The 20,307-nt window shown below is 39.4% G+C and carries 18 protein-coding genes, 1 pseudogene and 1 riboswitch; of the genes and pseudogenes, 11 read left to right on the forward strand and 8 right to left on the reverse strand.

The window, feature by feature from the left end; all coding sequences use genetic code 11:
• The 4 genes from F936_RS18190 to F936_RS18205 are packed head-to-tail and all read right to left on the reverse strand — an operon-like array spanning window position 1 to window position 3,431.
• Window positions 1-996: a DUF2804 domain-containing protein gene (locus F936_RS18190; protein WP_005050104.1), complete on the reverse strand. Its 996-nt coding sequence runs from the start codon at window positions 994-996 to the stop codon at window positions 1-3.
• Between the two features lie 37 nt (window positions 997-1,033).
• Window positions 1,034-1,546: a DUF1543 domain-containing protein gene (locus F936_RS18195; protein WP_005050106.1), complete on the reverse strand. Its 513-nt coding sequence runs from the start codon at window positions 1,544-1,546 to the stop codon at window positions 1,034-1,036.
• Between the two features lie 12 nt (window positions 1,547-1,558).
• On the reverse strand, window positions 1,559-2,788 hold the full coding sequence (gene trpB, locus F936_RS18200; RefSeq protein ID WP_003655197.1) for a tryptophan synthase subunit beta: 1,230 nt from the start codon (window positions 2,786-2,788) through the stop codon (window positions 1,559-1,561).
• Window positions 2,763-3,431, reverse strand: coding sequence for a phosphoribosylanthranilate isomerase (locus tag F936_RS18205; RefSeq protein ID WP_005050109.1), 669 nt, complete (start codon window positions 3,429-3,431; stop codon window positions 2,763-2,765). Before F936_RS18205 ends, trpB begins: the two co-directional genes overlap by 26 nt.
• A 126-nt stretch (window positions 3,432-3,557) precedes the next feature.
• Window positions 3,558-3,764, forward strand: a riboswitch (cobalamin riboswitch).
• A 36-nt stretch (window positions 3,765-3,800) separates the two neighbouring features.
• Here F936_RS18205 and F936_RS18210 point away from each other — a divergent pair.
• The 3 genes from F936_RS18210 (at window position 3,801) to F936_RS18220 (ending at window position 7,079) form a co-directional block, all read left to right on the forward strand.
• Window positions 3,801-5,618, forward strand: a complete 1,818-nt coding sequence (locus F936_RS18210; RefSeq protein WP_005050111.1) for a TonB-dependent receptor plug domain-containing protein — start codon at window positions 3,801-3,803, stop codon at window positions 5,616-5,618.
• Between the two features lie 94 nt (window positions 5,619-5,712).
• Window positions 5,713-6,291 (forward strand): cob(I)yrinic acid a,c-diamide adenosyltransferase, encoded by a 579-nt coding sequence (locus tag F936_RS18215; protein WP_005050113.1) that lies wholly within the window; start codon window positions 5,713-5,715, stop codon window positions 6,289-6,291.
• Window positions 6,292-6,365: 74 nt separating this feature from the next.
• A complete protein-coding gene (locus F936_RS18220; protein ID WP_005050116.1) occupies window positions 6,366-7,079 on the forward strand; it encodes a glycerophosphodiester phosphodiesterase in 714 nt (237 codons plus the stop codon).
• 30 nt (window positions 7,080-7,109) lie between these two features.
• Here the strand turns inward: F936_RS18220 and F936_RS18225 are convergent, their stop codons facing one another.
• Window positions 7,110-7,649 (reverse strand): META domain-containing protein, encoded by a 540-nt coding sequence (locus F936_RS18225; protein WP_005050118.1) that lies wholly within the window; start codon window positions 7,647-7,649, stop codon window positions 7,110-7,112.
• 208 nt (window positions 7,650-7,857) lie between these two features.
• Between F936_RS18225 and F936_RS18230 the strand changes: the two genes are divergently transcribed.
• From F936_RS18230 to F936_RS18240, 3 genes are all read left to right on the forward strand, one after another.
• Window positions 7,858-9,030: an acyl-CoA desaturase gene (locus F936_RS18230; RefSeq protein WP_005050121.1), complete on the forward strand. Its 1,173-nt coding sequence runs from the start codon at window positions 7,858-7,860 to the stop codon at window positions 9,028-9,030.
• 99 nt (window positions 9,031-9,129) lie between these two features.
• The gene (locus F936_RS18235) at window positions 9,130-10,572 is read left to right on the forward strand and encodes a protein adenylyltransferase SelO (RefSeq protein WP_005050123.1); all 1,443 of its coding nucleotides are present in this window, start codon (window positions 9,130-9,132) and stop codon (window positions 10,570-10,572) included.
• 77 nt (window positions 10,573-10,649) lie between these two features.
• Window positions 10,650-11,231 (forward strand): L,D-transpeptidase family protein, encoded by a 582-nt coding sequence (locus F936_RS18240; RefSeq protein WP_016801734.1) that lies wholly within the window; start codon window positions 10,650-10,652, stop codon window positions 11,229-11,231.
• A gap of 71 nt (window positions 11,232-11,302) precedes the next feature.
• Here the strand turns inward: F936_RS18240 and F936_RS18245 are convergent, their stop codons facing one another.
• Both F936_RS18245 and baeS read right to left on the reverse strand, forming a co-directional pair.
• Complete coding sequence (locus F936_RS18245) at window positions 11,303-11,989, reverse strand: response regulator (protein WP_003655179.1); 687 nt, start codon at window positions 11,987-11,989, stop codon at window positions 11,303-11,305.
• 21 nt (window positions 11,990-12,010) lie between these two features.
• Entirely contained in the window at window positions 12,011-13,669 is a 1,659-nt protein-coding gene (gene baeS / locus F936_RS18250) for a sensor histidine kinase efflux regulator BaeS (RefSeq protein ID WP_005050129.1), read from the reverse strand.
• Between the two features lie 398 nt (window positions 13,670-14,067).
• Between baeS and F936_RS18255 the strand changes: the two genes are divergently transcribed.
• From F936_RS18255 to F936_RS18270, 4 genes and pseudogenes are all read left to right on the forward strand, one after another.
• Window positions 14,068-14,445: a hypothetical protein gene (locus tag F936_RS18255; RefSeq protein WP_005050132.1), complete on the forward strand. Its 378-nt coding sequence runs from the start codon at window positions 14,068-14,070 to the stop codon at window positions 14,443-14,445.
• A gap of 289 nt (window positions 14,446-14,734) precedes the next feature.
• Window positions 14,735-16,537 (forward strand): annotated as a pseudogene (locus tag F936_RS18260) (acyl-CoA dehydrogenase C-terminal domain-containing protein).
• Between the two features lie 167 nt (window positions 16,538-16,704).
• A complete protein-coding gene (locus F936_RS18265) occupies window positions 16,705-18,486 on the forward strand; it encodes an acyl-CoA dehydrogenase C-terminal domain-containing protein (protein ID WP_005050138.1) in 1,782 nt (593 codons plus the stop codon).
• A gap of 121 nt (window positions 18,487-18,607) precedes the next feature.
• Window positions 18,608-19,090, forward strand: coding sequence for a phosphate-starvation-inducible protein PsiE (locus F936_RS18270; RefSeq protein ID WP_003655172.1), 483 nt, complete (start codon window positions 18,608-18,610; stop codon window positions 19,088-19,090).
• Window positions 19,091-19,137: 47 nt separating this feature from the next.
• Here F936_RS18270 and F936_RS18275 read toward each other — a convergent pair whose 3' ends face one another.
• Complete coding sequence (locus F936_RS18275; protein WP_005050141.1) at window positions 19,138-19,527, reverse strand: RcnB family protein; 390 nt, start codon at window positions 19,525-19,527, stop codon at window positions 19,138-19,140.
• A gap of 165 nt (window positions 19,528-19,692) precedes the next feature.
• Between F936_RS18275 and F936_RS18280 the strand changes: the two genes are divergently transcribed.
• Window positions 19,693-20,139, forward strand: a complete 447-nt coding sequence (locus F936_RS18280; protein WP_003655170.1) for a hypothetical protein — start codon at window positions 19,693-19,695, stop codon at window positions 20,137-20,139.
• Window positions 20,140-20,307 lie beyond the last annotated feature (168 nt).

Consider the following 20,307-nt stretch of genomic DNA (forward strand, 5'->3'; position numbering starts at 1 on the left):
TTACCATTTTGCGTAGTGTTGTTCTAATAAACCATATTGCTCATTGCAAGTGATGACATCATTCGTCTCATGCTCAATCGTGCCACTAATTTTAGCTTGCCACTGATTGAACTGACTTCCAATCATTCTTAAATTAATATTTTCGTATCTACACCAACCAATATGGATTTGTAGATTAAGCTTTTGATCTAGAGAACTAATTTGCCAAAGTTCATCATTTACTTTTTCAAATAGAACATCTGTCAGGGGAAATAAAACCCCATTAATCCATAAACAGTTTTCATTACCAAAACTTTCATTAACGCCAGAAGCTAAATTTAGACCAATACGTCTGCCTTGTTCATCCCAGAAATTACATGAAAGCCAGAACCAAGCTGTTTCAGGTCGCAAAAACCCACAGGTATCATCTAAAGATGCAAAAGTCTTTTCATCAAATTGTACAACTTGGTTTTGTTTATTAATAAACATCCCTTCTACACCCAGCGTCGTCTGCTTTTGAGTATAGGTCCAACCATTAATTCCTGTCGGTGTACATAAACTTAATATATCGGTGCCAGCACAAAAAATCCGAGCACTGAGTTTAATCTCACCATATTTAGTGACTCGAATATACCGTACACCATTCGCATGCTGAATATCAAATTGATAAGGCGATTTAGAAAAATAGCTTTGATTAAACAACGGCTGTTCATCAAGATAGGTTTTATGCCCTAAAGGCTGAATCGCATTCCATTCAATTACCTGCTGGGTTTCATGATCATAAATATAGAAAAAACCGTGGCCGACCCAGCCAATATCCGCAATGGCCAGACCAATACTATAATGTTTATGCTGAATGCCACAGAATTTAAATTTCTTGTATTTTAATTGCTTACGCCAGCCTTTTAAGACCTTACCATAAGGGGTTTTATAAATATAATGTTGTACATGAATGGTTGACGGTACAGATTCAAAACGCCCATAACGAGGCTGTCCATTTTCTTGAATTAAATCCATTTACCCACTTCCATATGAATATTAGATTTCAAATGACCTATACCACGGTCAAATACGTATTTTCCCAAATTGTTGCAGCAAAATCGCCTTTTATTAAATGAATATAGCGCCCTGCTACACAATCTATCGCTAAGCAGTCATCAATATCAATGACTCGATCTGTATGCGCTTTTTGCCACTGTTGATCTATAAATTGTTTACCCAATTGTTTTGCAATAACAGCATTGGGTGCAACAACAAACTCATAACGATGGAGCTCACCGAACTCATGAGCATTATATCCGCCGAGATTAATTAAATATAACTTTAAGTCATCTGGTTTTGGTGCTGCATCAGTGAAGTGAATTTGATAATTTTCACCTTGTGAAGCCACACCAGAAAGCTTAGCCCAAGCATCAATATGTAATCCTTGAGCCTCACCAAACCAAGCCTGTTTAAGTTGAGGATAAACTTCTTCCAAAGTATCTCCTACAGCCATGACAATATCATGAACTTCTGTATTTGCGCGTGCATGACGCCCACCCAACATTACCATAAACAGACTTGGCATTTTTATTCTCGCTTACATCTCAACCATTTCTACGCCATCAATGCGTGCAACAGTCATTAAATCTTTATCACCACGGCCAGAAACAGTCGCAATAATAATCTGATCTTTAGACATAGTCGGTGCAAGCTTAGAGACATAAGCCATGGCATGTGAGCTTTCAAGAGCAGGAATAATCCCTTCAATTTTGGTTAAATCACGGAAGCCTTGTAGAGCCTCTGTATCATTAATCGGCACATACTCAACACGCTTCATATCTTTCAAGAAGCTGTGTTCAGGACCAACACCCGGATAATCTAACCCAGCAGAGATACTGTGTGTTTCGATAATCTGGCCTTGCTCATCACTCATCAAGTAAGTACGGTTACCATGTAACACGCCAACGTGACCTGCATTTAACGGCGCAGAGTGTTTACCAGTTTCAATACCAAAACCAGCAGCTTCAACACCGTACATTTTCACATTGGCATCGTTTAAGAATGGGTAGAATAAACCCATTGCATTTGAACCACCGCCCACACAAGCAACCAATGCATCTGGTAAGCGGCCCGCTTGTTCCAAAATCTGTTTACGTGCTTCACGACCAATAATTGACTGGAAGTCACGAACGAGTTGAGGATATGGATGTGGACCTGCCACCGTACCAATCACATAGTAAGTACTATCAACGTTGGTCACCCAGTCACGCATAGCTTCGTTCATGGCATCTTTAAGTGTTTTTGAACCACTTTGCACCGGCACAACAGTCGCACCCAACAAACGCATACGATAAACGTTCATAGCTTGACGCTTAACGTCTTCAGCACCCATATAAACAACACATTCAAGGCCCAAACGCGCTGCAATTGTTGCAGTTGCTACACCGTGCTGCCCTGCACCAGTCTCGGCAATAATACGTTTTTTACCAGAAAGCTTTGCCAATAGCGCCTGACCAATCGTGTTGTTTACCTTATGTGAGCCTGTATGGTTCAAGTCTTCACGTTTCAGGTAAATTTGCGCACCACCTAACTCTTTTGACCATCGCTCAGCATAATAAAGTGGACTAGGACGACCTACATAGTAGGCAAGATCGCGGTCGAATTCTGCCAGAAACTGTTCATCATTTTTCATGCGGGAATATAGATTTTCTAAATCTTCTAATGCCGCCATGAGTGTTTCTGACACAAAACGTCCGCCATGGATACCGAAATGCCCTGCAGCATCTGGGTACTGTGTATAGTCAATCACATTGTTTTGCTGATCCACGTTGGACTCCTTGCATAAATCGTTCAATGAGTTGTTGGTCTTTTATACCTTTTGCGGACTCTACGCCTCCGCTCACATCTACTGCAAAAGCACCGGTAGTATGAATAGCGTCAATGACATTGTCAGGGGTTAAACCACCTGCCAAGATTAATGGAATATCAAGTTTTGGAAATTTAGACCAGTCAAACTGATGTCCTGTGCCCCCTTTAAGCTCAGGATGCCACGCATCGAGCAAGACAGCACTGGCTCCAGCCGCCTGATATTTTTGAATTTCAGCAATAACATCAAGGTCAGGCTTAACCTGAATCGCTTTATACCAGCGACGCTTACAATGGCGAGCTATCTCCTGACATTGTTCTGGAGTTTCGTCGCCATGTAGTTGTAATACATCTAGGGGAACACAATCAAGTACTGACTGAATCTCAGTAGCACCTGCATTCACAAACAAACCAACAAGTTGTACATAAGGAGGAATAAGTTTAACTAGTTCTTGTGCCTGCTCGAGTGTGACATGTCTTGGACTTGGCGGAAAAAATACAAAACCAATTGCATCTGCTCCAGCCGCAACTACTGACTGAACATCTTGAGGGCGAGTAATTCCACAGATTTTCGCTCGTGTACGTTTTTGGTTTGAAGGGCTCATGATCTGCCTAAACTACAACCATTTCTTAAAATAAGCGCCATTGTAATGCAATTTTTGCCCCTTGCGTAAAAGTTCTCTGGGAATTGGTCCAAATGACATTGTATGAAATAAATCGCCACTTTATACTGCGTAAAATTGGAAGCAAGTGTAAGCAATTAATGCTTTAGGGAAGCTGGTGAAAGTCCGGCACTGCCCCCGCAACGGTAACAATGTAAAGCATATTTTTTAAGTCGTTCTCGACTTACACCACTGCAATGATGTGGGAAGGTGAATATGTCCATAACTTAAATATGGCGTTGAAGTCCGGAGACCTACTTGTTTCATCTATCTACCCGATCATTCACGTGGGGTGAATGTATGGAGCATGTTATGTCTAAGTCTTTTCAACCTACTCGTCTGGTAGGGGCTATCGCTATTGCGATGGGGTTTTCACCTGTTATTTTTGCTGAAGATACAACCAACGCAACTCAGCTTGATCCAATTGTAGTGACTGCTTCAAAAAGTGCTGAAAAAGCGAGTGAAGTTCCGGCTCGAATCAATATTATTGAGCCAAAAGTTCTCGAACAATCACCTATCGCATCTTTACCACAATTATTACAAACAGATGCATCCATTAATATGGTGCAAAGTGGTGGTTATGGACAAATAGCTTCAATTTTCTTGCGTGGCGGCAAATCGGAACAAGCTCTTATATTAAGAGATGGTGTCCGTCTAAATTCAGCAACGTCCGGCACAGCATCACTCGCATTTATTGATACAACTGATATTAAGCAAATTGAAATACTTAAGGGTCCTGCCTCTGTTTTGTATGGCACTGATGCAATTTCTGGTGTTGTACAGCTAATTTCAAAAACACCTGAAAAAACCTCAGCTTTTGTTACAGGTGAGATTGGTGAAGATAAAACTTATAAATCTGTTATCGGTGCTGATTTAGCAGAGGATGGTTTTTATGCACAAATTCGTGGCCAACGCCTAGAAACCGATGGGACACCTGTAAAAGATATAAAAAATGCTCCCAATGCCTCATTTGATCAAAAAGGTTATAGTGCAAAGGTAGGCGTTGATAAAGAGAATTATGCTGCTTCTGTTGATTATAGTGAAAATGAAGGCTATAGCGATTATGACAATAATGGCAACCTCATTTCTCAAGATTTTAAAAATGAAATCATTAACGTCAAAGGACGTGTAAATATTCTTGAGAATTTAGCGTTACACGCACGTGTCTCTCAATTTAAAGATGATATCGATCAAAATAATTCGCCAGATTATGTACATAGCAAAACCCAAGAAGCTGAAATTTATGGCCAATGGGGCTTTACACCAAATCAAAAATTATTATTAGGTGTAACACATCGAAATATTGATGGTGACGTTATCTCATACGGTACGCCATATCAGGAAGATATTGATTCAACAGGCTATTATATTCAACATAAATATGATCAGGCAGGGTTAAATACACAGGTTGGTCTTCGTGTGGAAGACAATGAAAAATTCGGCACGCACACCGTTGCTCAAGGCTCTGTCCGCTATCAAGTTCTACCATTAACTAGTATTTATGCAAATATTGGTTCAGCCTTTAAAGCACCGACACTTAATGACATGTATGCTTATGGTGGCAATCCGGACTTAAAACCAGAAGAAAGCTTTTCATATGAAATTGGTCTAGACCAGAAACTAGCCTATAATATTTCAACTGGTCTATCGCTATATACAACTGAAGTCGATAATCTCATTGATTTTGATGGTGTTCTTAATCAAATGAGAAATCTTGATAAAGCTAAAATGGAAGGCAGTGAACTTTATATAAAATGGCAAGGTGAAAACCTATTTACAAATTTAAGCTATAACTATGTCCGTGCTAAAAATAAGACTAATAATGATGATTTAAGCCGTCGTCCACGTCAAAATATTGCTCTAACAGCAGGTTGGACAGATGAACGTTATACCTTCTCAACTACGATGCTTGCAAATGGCGATTACGACAATAGTGCCTTTGACGATGTCCAAATTCCAGGACATTTCCGTGTAGATATGCATGGCCAATATAAGATCAATAAGAATATAAATGTTTTTGCTAATATTCAAAACATAAGTGACTCTAAATATCGCACCGCATATGGTAGTGGAAGCTATTATATTAACGGCGGCCGCCTTGCATCAGCTGGTGTGACCTTAAGCTACTAAGCAAAACTTTATTATAAAAATATTTTCTTAACTCCAGTTTCGGGGTAATGTTCTGACCGACATTATCCCCTTTTTTATGTTCAGGATATCCATCATGGGACACCGTTTAAGCAAAATCTATACACGCACAGGCGACTCAGGTACAACAGGTTTAGGCGATGGTTCTCGTGTTGCCAAAGATGATTTACGGATTGCAGCACTTGGTGATGTCGATGAACTAAATGCCATTATTGGCGTTCTTCGAGCTCAAATCACTGAAAGTCAAGTAATAGACAAAGCAAATTGGGATAAGAGTCTGAGCTTAGTTCAACACTGGCTTTTTGACTTAGGCGGCGAGGTTTGTATTCCAAACTACAATTTACTTCAGCCTGTTTGCATTGAATTTCTTGAAAAAGAAATTGACCGTATGAATGAAGACTTACCGATGTTGAAAGAGTTTATTCTACCATCAGGCTCTTTAACTTGCAGTTATGCCCATCAGGCACGTGCTGTTTGCCGCCGTGCAGAACGATCTCTACTCTCAGTACAAACACGCGATCAGAATATTCAAACCACGGCACTCCAACTTTTAAACCGCCTGTCTGACTGGTTGTTTGTTGCTTCTCGTGCTTTACAACGTGCTGAAGGTGGACAAGAAGTGCTTTGGCAAAAAAATATTAATGAGATTATTTAAAAGTAGATTAGATTAAACATGGTCTCTGCTCTTTTGAAGAGACCATCATTAAAAATAGTTGATAGAAGAAAATTATGCGCATTATTGGTCATCGTGGTGCACGCAAAGAAGCTCCTGAAAATACACTAGGTGGTTTTCAGCACTTAAAAAATCTAGGTATTCGTGGTGTCGAATTTGATATTCATCAGCTTCAAGATCAAGAATTAGTTGTGATCCATGATGACAACTTTTTACGTACCGCAGGAATAGATCAAATTGTTGAGCAATCTAATTTGTCTCAAGCATTATCATTTGATCATCGTCAAAACTGGCCCAATTGGCCAAACTCTGAACCAACACCTACACTTACAGGCGTTTTAAACTTACTTGATAATTTCGATCATATTGAAGTTGAAGTAAAAGCTGTAAGAGACATGGCTTTAGCAGAAAGACTCGTTCAAAAGCTTGAGACTGAATTGCAGGGTTATGAGAAAGTCGTGACCATCACAAGTTTTGACCTTCAAATTTTAACTGCCTTACGTGAGATGAATTCTCAATTTAAACGTGGGTTGTTAGTTGAACTTCCAGTGGGTGCAATCGCAATTGAACTCGCTCATCAATATGGTTGCTGTCATATTGGCTGGCATGATCAACTCGCAACAGATGAAATGATTCAGCTTTCACAACAAGCAAACCTAAATATTAGTGTTTGGACAGTAAATGACATTGAACGAGCTAAATCTTTACGGGATTTAGATGTACAGGGGCTAATTACAGATATTCCAACTACGATGTTACAAGCTCTGTAAATATAAAAAAGGTGGTAAAACCACCTTTTATTATTTCTTTTGTGCCTGAATGAGACGTTGCCCACTCTGATCAAGCAAATAGAGTGTATTCCCTACCAACTGAAATTTTTGAATACGCTGTAAAGAATCAATCAACTCTGCCTCTTGAGCCAACGCACCATCACAACTTGAATGTCCTGCATTAACCTGCATATCAAGTTTCTGTTGACTGAAATCAAAAGTATATCGACCAAAAACGCCATTACAACCCGTATGACCTGAGACTGTTTTGACAGCAGAATTTAAAGAAAGAACTGGCCATTGATTAAAAAACTTGGCCTTGTGACCATTAATCTGGGTAATTTGCCAATCAATATCTTGAATCCCATCAGGACTTACTCTCTTTTTTACTACAGGAGGTTGTACGCGATGGACTGGTTTTACTTGAGCTTTCTGGCCTTTCTGAATATTTTGTTGTGGGGTACTTTGACATGCAGCTAATACAAGACTGATCGTGACCAAGACACACTTCAATGATAATTTTCTTGCAATATCAATGCTGTTCTTTTTTTTCAATCGTTGTACGTTCATTAAACAACTTCTCCTACTTGAAAAACTCTGTGACATGGTTTAAATCTGTTACCGTTCTTTCAATACATCTGTACAATAATGTTAGTGATTCTCACTAAGCACGTGCTAATATGAAGGATAGAATAGCAATATATCTTGATGATTGGTTTTGCTATGTCGTTTTGTCTTTGTACCTTGTCTGACAAGGTTTCTAGGAGCGCTGCCGGATATGACTTCCGCCCCACTCAAAGCCCCAATTAACTGGACCGCTAGCATTACCTTAATTGGTTTACCAGTTCTTGCTGCAATCATAATCCCGATTTATGCGTATTATTATGATTTTAGTGTAAGTGCATGGGTAAGCTTATTTTTTCTTTTAGCTCTAAGTAGTATGGGGATTACTGCTGGTTATCACCGCCTGTGGGCTCACCGAGCTTATGAAGCGTCGTTACCACTTAAAATTCTTTTAATGATTGGTGGTACATTTGCCGTGCAAAATAGTATTTTGTTCTGGGCATCTGGTCACCGTACACACCATCGACATGTTGATCATGTTGATGAAGATCCATATTCAATTAAACGTGGTTTTTGGTATGCCCATATGGGTTGGATGATCCGCGATCATTCACCATCTGAGCCAGATTTTAAAAACGCACCAGACTTATTAAACGATAAACTGGTGATGTTCCAACATAAATACTATGGTTTACTCGTAGTTGCAGTTCATGTTGGAATTTTAGGCTTAATTGGTTGGGCAACTGGCGATTTGTGGGGTGTAGTCCTTATAGGTGGTCTATTGCGTTTAATCATTAGCCATCAAGTGACTTTCTTCATCAACTCGCTTTGCCACATGTGGGGTAACCGTCCTTATACAGACGAAAACACTGCACGTGATAATTTCTGGTTAGCCATTGCTACTTGGGGCGAGGGTTACCATAACTACCATCACATCTTCCAATACGATTATCGTAATGGTGTGAAATGGTGGCAATATGATCCAACAAAATGGTTGATCTGGTCATGTTCTAAACTTGGTTTAGCTAAAAATTTACGTCGTATTCCAAGCTTTAATATTAAAAAAGCAGAATTAGCGATGAAATTTAAATACGCTGAACAAGACCTTGCTATTTATGGTCACAATGTAAATGCTGATATGACTCAGATGAAACAACGTATTGCTCAGGAATACGAAGCTTTTACCCATACATTAAATGACTGGGCAAAGCTAAAAGAACAAGAACTACAAGCGAAAAAAGCAGCAATGGCTGAAAAGATTCATAGAATGGATCACAAGCTTAAAGTTGATTTTCAATTGCTTGAACACCGTTTAAGTCATCATCGTGAGTGTTTAGAAACTTTAATGCGTAACATTAAAAAGAACACTAATGTAGTATCAGACTAAAATAAGTTCTTATCTAAAATAGCTCTTTCGGGAGCTATTTTTATGCCCGCTTTTTAACTATGGTATAGTGAAATCTGCTTTCTCTATTTTGCCAAGCCCATGCAATTTAATCCGCTCTATCCTTCACTTCCGTCTAAATTATTCCATGTTCAGCACCCATCACCTTTACGTGGTGCAAAAGCAGGTCATTTCAATACTGCTTTGGCAGATGAACTGCAATGGTCAGAAGACGAAAAAAATGCATGGGTTGAAATCTGTAGCGGACAGCGTACTTTTACTCAATTTCCTTCTCTTGCTATGGTCTATGCTGGTCACCAATTCGGACAATGGGCGGGACAACTCGGTGATGGTCGTGGCTTACTGATTGCGCAAATACTTAATACAAAGGGTCAAACCATAGATTTACATCTAAAAGGTGCAGGCCCGACACCCTATTCAAGAATGGGAGACGGACGCGCAGTGTTGCGTTCTGTGGTTCGTGAATATTTAGCTGGGCATGCTTTAAATGCTTTAGGAGTCGCTTCTAGTCACGCGGTAGGTTTTACAACCTCCACTCAAGGGGTACAGCGCGAAAAACTAGAATTGGGAGCAATGTTACTAAGAACATCTGAATGTCATATCCGTTTAGGGCATTTTGAATGGATTAATCAATACGCTCCAGAGTTGCTTTCAGAATTCACTCAAAAATGTATTGAGTGGCATTATCCTGAGTGCCTAGAAACTGAGAACCCTATTTTATCTTTTGCCAAAAAAGTGGTTGAACGTACTGCAATCATGATTGCTAAATGGCAGTTGGTTGGATTTGCTCATGGTGTGATGAATACAGACAATCTTAACATTACTGGTTCTACACTCGATTTTGGTCCATATGGCTTTATGGAGCGTTTCCGCCCGAACTGGATTAATAACCACTCGGATTATCAAGGCCGTTATACTTACCAAAATCAACCAAGTATAGGTCATTGGAATTTATGGACGTGGTTAAACAATTTGATTCCACTTGCTGAACCTGAACAAAAGGATCAGTTCAAAGAAGAGTTAGCGCGTTGCTTAGAACAATTTGAACCAACCTTCATGGAACATTACACAACTGGTTTATGTAAAAAAATGGGATTACCTCATTTTCATAAAGACAGCCTTGATTGTAGTTTTAGTTTTTTAAAAATCTTACAAACTGAACAACTCGACTACACTCAGAGCTTTATCCGACTTCAAAATAAAGAATATAAAACTCTACGAGATGATTGCCTTGATATTCGACAGTTTGATGAGTTTCTTAACCAATATCAAAGCATTCGTGAACATCAAGATACAGATGAGCTTGATGCGAATATGCAAAAAGCTAATCCAGTTTATATATTACGGAATCACATGGCTCAACGTGCTATTGAAGCAGCTGAACGAGATGATTTTAGCGAAGTAGACCGTTTGTTTAAGCTGCTTGATCAGCCGTATACAAGACAACCAGAACTTGAACAGCCACAAGATTTAGGTCCTTTACCCAGTGACGTACCAGATGTAGCGGTAAGCTGTTCTTCTTAATATTTTAAAAGACTAAAACTCTCTTAAGCCGCTTTAGTGGTAGCTTAGAGAGTTTCTTAAACATTAAAGAATAATATATGAAAATTAGACCTATCATTATTTGTACACTTCTCATGATTCCATTGGGAATCGCTTTTTATAATTATGAAAAATATTTACCGACTTTTACATCATCCCACAAGGCTCTTTCAACCGAAGAGATCTTAGAACTAATTAAGACTAAGCCCATCACATCAATTGAAGTATTTAAAAATCAACGCGTACTTCTACTCAAAAATAATAATGAGGTGATTCGTCGTTATCCTATTCGTCTAGGCTTTAACCCTGAAGGACATAAACACTTTGAAAATGATGGTAAAACACCTGAAGGTGTTTATTCTATAGATTGGCGAAACTCACAAAGTGCGTACTATAAATCTTTGCATATCTCCTATCCCGATGTGAAAGATATTGCCTATGCTAAGCAACATAATCAACCAACCGGTGGAGATATCATGATTCATGGATCTGTTCCAAAATCCTTACTATCGATGCCTTTTAGCTCAACTTATATGCCCCATAAAGATTGGACTTTAGGATGTATCGCCGTTAGAAATGTAGATATAGACGAGATTTGGCAATTCGTGCCGAATCATACAAAGATTATAATTTATCCATAAAATCTTTAAAATTATCCACATTTTCTGTGGATAACATTGTGGTTATCCACAGAATAACTTTCGCTAGTGTTTTACTCTTCAGGATATTCGAAGCGGTAACCTACACCGTAAACTGCTTGAATCCACTCATGGCGGTTACCAGTTTCAGCCGCTTCACTAATTTTTCGGCGCAAGTTTTTGATATGACTGTCAATCACACGATCGGCAACGTCAAAACTATCTGGATTAATATGATCCAATAATTGTGCTCGTGAATAGACTTGTCCAACATGCTCTAAAAATAGCTCAAGTAAACGAAATTCGGTTGGCGTTAAGCTCAACGATTTTTGTTGATACCAAATTCTTTGCTGTGCTTTATCAATTCGGAAAGAATCATTTTGTTCAGGTTCTGCCTTACGTTCTAAACGGCGTAAAACTGCCTGTACGCGAGCAACCAACTCTTTTGGACTAAACGGTTTACATACATAATCATCAGCGCCCATATTCAGACCCAAGACGCGGTCGATTTCTTCGGTACGAGCAGTCACCATAATAATCGGCAAATCTGACTGTTCACGAACCTTACGGCAAATGGTCAAACCATCCATTCGTGGAACCATTAAGTCCAGAACCATTAAATTAGGTTTACGTTGCTGGAAACTCGCATAGGCATCTTGACCATCATGAAACATACTTACTTCAAAACCGGCAGCTTCAAGATAATCACGCACCAAATGCGCCAATTCGACTTCATCTTCAACCAACATCACATGTTTCATGAGATATTTTTCCTTTTATATTTAACTCTGCTTTTTAAAAGTGAGTACACAACGTAAACCACCTAATGGTGAATGTTCAAAACTGAGTGTACCACCGAGCGCCTGCGCAATTTTACAAGACAAAGCCAAGCCTAGTCCTGTTCCACCTGTACTACGCGTACGCGAATCATCTACGCGATAGAATCGTTCACCTAAACGAGATAACTGCTCATCATTTAAACCAAATGGACTGTCATCAACATACAAAGTCCACTCCTGTTGAGTTTGAGCTGTATGAATATGAATTTTGCCACCTGTTTCTGTGTAACGAATACTATTACTAATTAAATTAACAATAATCTGTTTAAACCGATCACGATCTAATAATAACGGAGAACTTGTTCCTTCAACTTGAATTTCGAGACCAGCCTGCTCAAGTTTCGGTTTAAAGTTCTCAACCTCTTGTAATACAACTTCCCACGGATTTACAGAACTCAAATAACACTTAAGCTGCTGGGCATCTGCCTGCGCCAAGTCTGCAAGGTCTTGTGTTAATTTTTTCAGGCTTGAAACCTGACGCATCATCGCATCAAGATGTTCAGGGGTTGCCTTTCGAATACCGTCTTGCATCGCTTCAATTTGTGCTTGCAATACAGCCAATGGCGTTTTTAATTCATGGGAAGTATCCGCTACCCATTGACGACGTGATTCTTCATGCCGATGTAAAATTTCTGCCAAATGGTTCAATTGGGTGGATAGATCACCTAATTCATCATTTCGCTTAATAACAACTTGATGCTGATAATTTCCTTTCGTTAATTCATTTGTCGCATTTAATAAACGCTGAATCGGTTTCTTAAAATAAGTCGCCATCAATAGCGCTGCAACTAAACTTGAGAGCAAGGTTAAAGCATAAATTAAGAGTAAGTAACGTTTTTGATTACTAAAGAAATTAATACTTAAAGCATCTTCTTTATCTAAAACGGGTTTTAAGCCCAAATATCCCACGACTTGATTGTTTAAGATAATCGGGCGAAATGACATCTGATCTGAAGAAGGCGGTTCACCAACGACAAACTGGTGATTTGCATCATATAAAGATAAACGAGAACTTAAACCCAAACGGTCAGGTAAAGCAATAAAACGCTTCTTACCATTTTGAGTTTCAATATCTTTTAAGCTCCCCTTCTTTGACTTATTTTTATCATCACTTGGGCGAAACTGGTTTGCACTTAAAGGGAAACGTAGCCCTTCAAACGGTTGATATTGAGAAGGTAAATTTTGCTCAAGCGTTTTTAACTCTTCATCGCTAAAAATAGTATTTTTATTTGTCGGCGTAACTTCGGGTGAAATATTGATGAGGGCATGTTCATCGAAAGAGTGCTGTTGTATGGCAATATCATATTGGCGACGAAGCCACCACTGCGAGAGGCGATCATAATCATCGGGAGCCGCAGTCCCTTCGATTTGTAAAATTTGTGCCTGAATCGCATTTCCCCAATCATGGTACACCGTATAGACATTGCCAAGATTGGTAATGAGACGGTCGAGCTTTTGCATTTCAACGTCGGCCACATATTTGGCAAAGTTCTTTTGCATTGTCCAGTGCAAAACGCTCAAGCTTGCAGTCGCAATAAGCAATGTGGTGAGCAAGACTGTCAAAAACAACCGTAATGCAATGGGAACACGTAGAACGTTCAAAAGCACTCTCTCATTTTTACGCTAAAGGGGGTCTGCTGGTACTTCATTTGATAATTGTGACGAAGGCTATTTTTCTTGTATTTCTAGGCAAGAGATACGCAGCTTAGTGATCTAAGCAAGTAACTCTTAACGACGAAATGCTGAAAAATAGTCCCGTCCTGAAAGGTTATGGCTAAAACTGCCATAATCTTCGTTATGAAGCTTGCCAAGGACATATCATTGCCTGTGCTTCATGCCTCGTTTATGTGGTTTTAGCCTATAACACAATTCATAAAATGAACTACCAACAGACCCTAACATTGTAACCAACAACGAAAAGAAAAACTCTCCATTGTTTCTACATCTTTATTATCTAATCTTTAAGCCATCAGTAAACACAACATTAAAAGGCTTTAATTATGAAAATGACGGCAAAAATTGCATTATTCAGTGCGGCAATTGTAACTATGGGCAGTTTAGCAGCTTGTCAATCAACGTCTCAGCCACAAAAACCAGAACATCACATGATGCAAGATGGCCCACGTGAAGGTCACCATCGTATGAAGCACCGTGAATTCACACCAGAACAAAAAGCAAAGTGGGAACAACATCGTGAAGAACGTAAAGCTCGCTTTGAACAAATCCAAAAAGCTTGTGATGGTAAAGCAAATGGACAAGCAGTGAATGTCCAAGTTGGCGATAAAACAATTGAAGGTACTTGTAACCTTCGTTTTGAACCAAAACGCCCTCAACCACCAGTTAACGCCCCTGCTCCTGCACCAACTCAAGCAAAATAATTCTAAAAAACATGTAACAAAAGGCGCCAATAGGCGCCTTTTGTTTATACATAACTATTTACGATTTTGACTATTTGTATCATATAAACATAACCAAAAGTGTTTACACTCAAAGCACTTAGCTAGTTTAAGCATTTTTTTCTTGACTTTGCAGTCACAAAGTAAAGGTCCCGAGGTGCTTGTGCAGTTATGCAAGTTGTTGCACGATGTAATAGTCCAAGGTGCCTCATGGCACATTCTCATAGATTAAGATTATAACTCTGGTTTCACCAGTATTGAGGAACCCGATATGCCACAATACAAAGCGCCCTTACGTGATATGCAATTCGTTTTGCATGAATTATTAAATGCTGAAGAACACTATGCAAAATTACCTGATTTCCAAGGTAACGTAAGCCGTGAATTGGTTGATCAATATTTAGAAGCTGCGGCAGACTTTTGTGAAAATGAACTTTCTCCTTTAAACCAAGTTGGCGACCGCGAAGGTTGTACTTGGAATGATGGCGTAGTTACCACTCCAACAGGCTTTAAAGAAGCTTATCAAAAATATATTGAACTTGGCTTCCCGTCTTTATCAGCAGAAGAACAATACGGTGGTCAGGCTTTACCTAACTCTCTAGGTATTGCAATTTCTGAAATGGTTGGTACAGCAAACTGGTCTTGAGGTATGTACCCTGGCTTGTCTCACGGAGCTGTACGTACATTAGAACATCATGGTTCTGATGAACAGAAAGATACTTATTTACCAAACCTTGTTTCAGGTGTTTGGACAGGTACGATGTGCTTAACTGAATCTCATGCAGGTTCGGACTTAGGTATTATCCGCTCTAAAGCAGAACCAAATGCTGATGGTAGCTATGCAATCTCTGGCGAGAAAATCTTTATCTCTGCTGGTGAACACGACATGGCTGAAAACATCATCCATATCGTTCTTGCACGTTTACCGGGTGCACCGAAAGGTACTAAAGGTATCTCATTATTCATCGTTCCTAAATTCCATGTAAATGCAGATGGAACTATTGGCGAGCGTAATGCGGTACGTTGTGGTTCTATCGAACACAAAATGGGTATTCATGGTAACGCGACTTGTGTCATTAACTTTGACCAAGCTAAAGGTTACTTGATTGGACCTGAAAACCGTGGTTTGAACTGTATGTTTACCTTCATGAACACAGCACGTATTGGTACTGCTGTTCAAGGTTTAGCAGCATCTGAATCGTCTTTCCAAGGTGCGTTAACTTACGCGAAAGAACGTTTAGCAATGCGTTCACTTTCTGGTCCTAAAGCTCCAGAAAAAGATGCAGACCCGATTATCGTTCACCCTGCTGTACGTAATATGCTTTTAACTCAAAAAGCATTTGCTGAAGGCGGCCGTGCACTTGTTTACTTACTTGCTCAATACGCTGACATCGTTGAAAAAGGCGAAACTGAAGAAGAGCGTAAGTTTGCTGACAACATCTTGTCTTTATTGACTCCAATTGCAAAAGCTTTCTTAACTGAAACTGGTTCTGAGTCTGCTAAGCACGGTGTACAAGTCTTTGGTGGTCATGGTTTCATTTCTGAACATGGCATGGAACAAATCGTACGTGATACACGTATTGCTTGTTTGTATGAAGGTACAACTGAAATTCAAGCACTTGATTTGTTAGGTCGTAAAGTATTGCAAACTCAAGGTGCAATGCTAAAAGACTTTACCAAAATGGTTCACAAATTTGTTGAAGCAAACAAAGACAACGCTGCCATGAAAGAATTTGTTGAGCCGCTTGCAGCGCTTAACAAAGAATGGGGCGATCTCACCATGCAAATCGGTATGCGCGCAATGCAAAACCCAGATGAAGTAGGTGCTGCTGCTGTAGATTACCTCTACTTCTCAGGTTATATCACTTTAGCGTACCTATGGGCTCGTATGGCACTTGTTGCACAAGAGAAATTAGCAGAAGGTACTAGCGAAGTTGACTTCTACAATGCAAAAGTAACCACTGCTCGATTCTACTTCAAAAAAATCTTGCCACGCGTTCGCTCACATGTAGATGTTATTGCTGGTGGCTTAGATCCATTAATGTCATTAGATGCTGAACATTTCGCTTTCTAACCATAGTTAGTTGCGATATGCAATGTTAAAAAACGAAAAAGGACTGCTCAGTTTTGACGGTCCTTTTTTTATAAAATCAATGATAAATTTACACTTTAAATTCCATATCCATTTCGTTTTACAGGATATCTAGCACAGGCCAATGTGCACAAAAAAGGTGAACGATTATGCCAATTTACAATGCTCCTTTAGCTGATATGAAATTCATCTTAAATGATGTATTCAAAGCAGAACAATTTTGGCAGTCTAATGAGAAACTCGCTCATGTAGATGCTGCAACTGCTGAAGCAATTTTAGAAGAAATGGCTAAATTTGCTCAGAACGTGACTCATCCATTAAACCGTACCGGTGATGAAGAAGGCGCTCGCTATGAAAACGGCGAGGTGTTCACTCCAGCAGGTTTTAAAGATGCATTTCGTCAATATGCAGAAGGCGGTTGGATTGGCTTAGGGGCCGACGAAGAATGGGGCGGTCAAGGCATGCCAAAAATGCTCACCGTTCTTTCTGATGAAATGTTATTTGCAACTAACCCATCATTTATGCTCTACCCGCTTCTTTCTGTGGGTGCAGGTATGGCTTTAAGCAGCTATGCATCTCAAGAACAAAAAGAAACTTACTTACCTAAGATTTATTCAGGCGAATGGTCGGGCACGATGTGTTTGACAGAACCACATGCAGGTACTGACTTAGGTATTATTAAAACTAAAGCTGAACCTAATGAAGATGGTACTTATAACATTACAGGTACTAAAATCTTCATCACTGGTGGTGACAACGACTTAGCAGAAAACATCATTCACTTGGTACTTGCTAAAACTCCAGATGCCCCTGCTGGTTCACGTGGTATCTCGCTCTTTATCGTACCTAAGTACTTTGTGAATGAAGATGGTTCATTAGGTGAACGCAACCTAGTTGGTCCAGGTTCTATCGAACATAAAATGGGGATTAAAGCATCTGCAACTTGTGTGATGAACTTTGATGGAGCAAAAGGTTACCTCGTTGGTAAAGAAAACGAAGGTCTTGCTGCCATGTTTGTGATGATGAACTACGAACGTTTATCTATGGGTATTCAAGGTTTAGGTGCATCTGAGTTTGCATATCAAAATGCAGCACAATATGCGACTGACCGCTTACAAGGCCGTAGTGCATTAGGTGTTCAATCACCAAACAAACCAGCAGATAGCATTTTGGTACATGGTGACGTGCGTCGTATGTTGTTAAACGTACGCGCAAACAATGAAGCATCGCGTGCATTTGCAGTGTATGTAGGTCAACAGCTCGATATCACTAAATTCTCAACTGATGCCGAAGCAGTGAAAAAAGCCAATAATCGCGTTGCGCTTTTAACGCCGATTGCTAAAGCTTACCTTACAGATACAGCATTCCAAGCAACTTTAGATGCTCAAATGGTATTCGGTGGGCATGGTTATATTCGTGAATGGGGTATGGAACAATGTATCCGTGACCTTCGTATTGCTCAAATTTACGAAGGAACAAACGGCGTTCAATCTCAAGATTTAATTGGTCGTAAAACTATTAAGTGCGGCGGTGCGTTCATTGCTGAATACATTACTGAAATCCGTGACTTTGCAAATGACTTAGACACAGACTTGAACTTTATTAAAGATGCAACTTTAGATGCTGCAACTGAAATTGAAGCAATCACTCAGTTTATTATTGAACAAGCTGCTGAAAATGTAGACTTCCCGAACTCTGCTGCTGTTGATTACTTACATGCAGTTGGTTTACTCAGCTTCGCTTATATGTTTGCGAAGATTGCAGCTGCTGCTAAAGATAAATCTGGTGATTTCTACCAAAACAAACTTGCTTTAGCTCAATACTTTGCTGAACGTATCTTGCCAGATATTGATGCGCGTATTGCTAAAATCAAAGCAGGTTCTGACTTAATTATGGGCTTTAGTGAAGATTACTTTACGAACCAAGCTTAATTAAGTTCTTTATAAAAAACGCCTGATCTTTCAGGCGTTTTTTTATTTTGTATTTACTATTTCCATTGGCATGGAATTTGTTTTAATTTCTAAACATTCTGAAGCAAATAAAGATCCCACTATGCCTGATCCAAAAAAATACGAGCGACTACTTGACCGTTTCGGTCATTACGCCGTAGAAGCATTCCATTATTTAGCCTTATTCATTATTGGCTGTATGGTGGCTTGGTCTGCAGCCAATACTGTTTTTGAAATCCTAACAATCAAAAAATATGCTTCAATCGATGATATTTTATTATTATTTATATACTTAGAACTTGGAGCAATGGTTGGGATTTACTTTAAAACCAATCATATGCCTGTACGCTTTCTTATTTATGTTGCGATTACGGCATTAACCCGGCTACTCATTTCAGATATCCAACATGACCATAAAGCGGATATGGACCAAGTCATTATTACAGGCTCAATTCTTATTTTAGCCCTTTCTATCTTAGTTGTTCGTTTTGCATCTTGGAATTATCCTTCAGTGATGAAAGAAAAGCATGCAAAAACACCCACAACCTTAAAGCCCCCTCAACCTCAAGATGATGAATTAGCATAAAAAATGGCCTCAAGATTGAGGCCATTTATATATTCTATATTTCAAAATTAACGAACACGATAAATTTGATGTTTCGAGTCTACGAGTAAATATTGGTTAGGCGTTTTAACCCAACGGTATCCACGTGGCGGCTCATACAAACGATGCGATCTCCAGTCTGAAACATAGTAACGGTTATTGCGGTATTGAGTAGGAATACGTTCACCACGCTTGAATGCAACATAACGGCCATAGTGCTTTCCACGATCGGCATTTGACCAGTTTGGAGCCCGATGATCATTACGATAATCGTGGCGACGGTCATCACGATCACGATGTTCATATCGGTCATGGTCTCTACCATGATTATTATCCCAACGATGATTTGTATCGGCCATCGCGGTAGCAGATATACCTAACATTAACGTCGAAAGTACAAGAACGATTGGCTTTTTCATGCCCTATTTCCTTTTAATCTTGATATGAAGCTAGATTAGAAGACAGCCAAGGAGAAACCATGAATAAAACAGATAACATTGCTAAGGTTTGTAATGACTATAAAGAAAATATGAAGAATCTGTATCTATGCTAACATTAGCTTTTTTCTAGCTAGGTCAATTGCTGTGTCTGAAATCAGTTTTGAACGTCTTCATCAGTTTTTCTGCAAAGTTCCAAGTGTGCAAGAAGCACGTATCATGGCGAATGGAGCAGATGGCGAACACGCTTGGTGGTTTAAGTTCAGTATTGATGTAGAACACCCACTTGCATGGCAAACAGTTCAAGAGTTAGGGCATGTTTTAAACTACCTATCAACAAACGAACGCCTACCAACCTTATTCTTTCCTGTTTCTCCACCTCCGTATATGAATGGTGAAGCAAAAGATTTTTTATCGTGGATTATTCAGTGTAATCATCCTGAGTTTTCTCCAGATGTGGTCTGTGACTGGCTTGAGGCACGTTTACCAAATCCTGTAGATGATGAAACTCAATGGAAAATTAAGACTGATTTGAGTGAATTGGAAAAGTTAGATGATAAGACTTTGGATCAGTTGATTCCGCCAGCACCTTAAAAATCATCTTATTTAATTTTATCGCTCTTGTGGCACAGCCTTTACTTACAGTGATGTTCTAATTTCTTTTGTATAGGCTAATGCCTCACTTTTGAAAGGTCAAAAGTGACAAAAACCTTTGTTTCACTGATGTTGCTTCCCTGCAACACAGTGAAACGGCGACATCCA

The organism is Acinetobacter calcoaceticus DSM 30006 = CIP 81.8, from assembly GCF_000368965.1.
GTDB lineage: Bacteria > Pseudomonadota > Gammaproteobacteria > Pseudomonadales > Moraxellaceae > Acinetobacter > Acinetobacter calcoaceticus.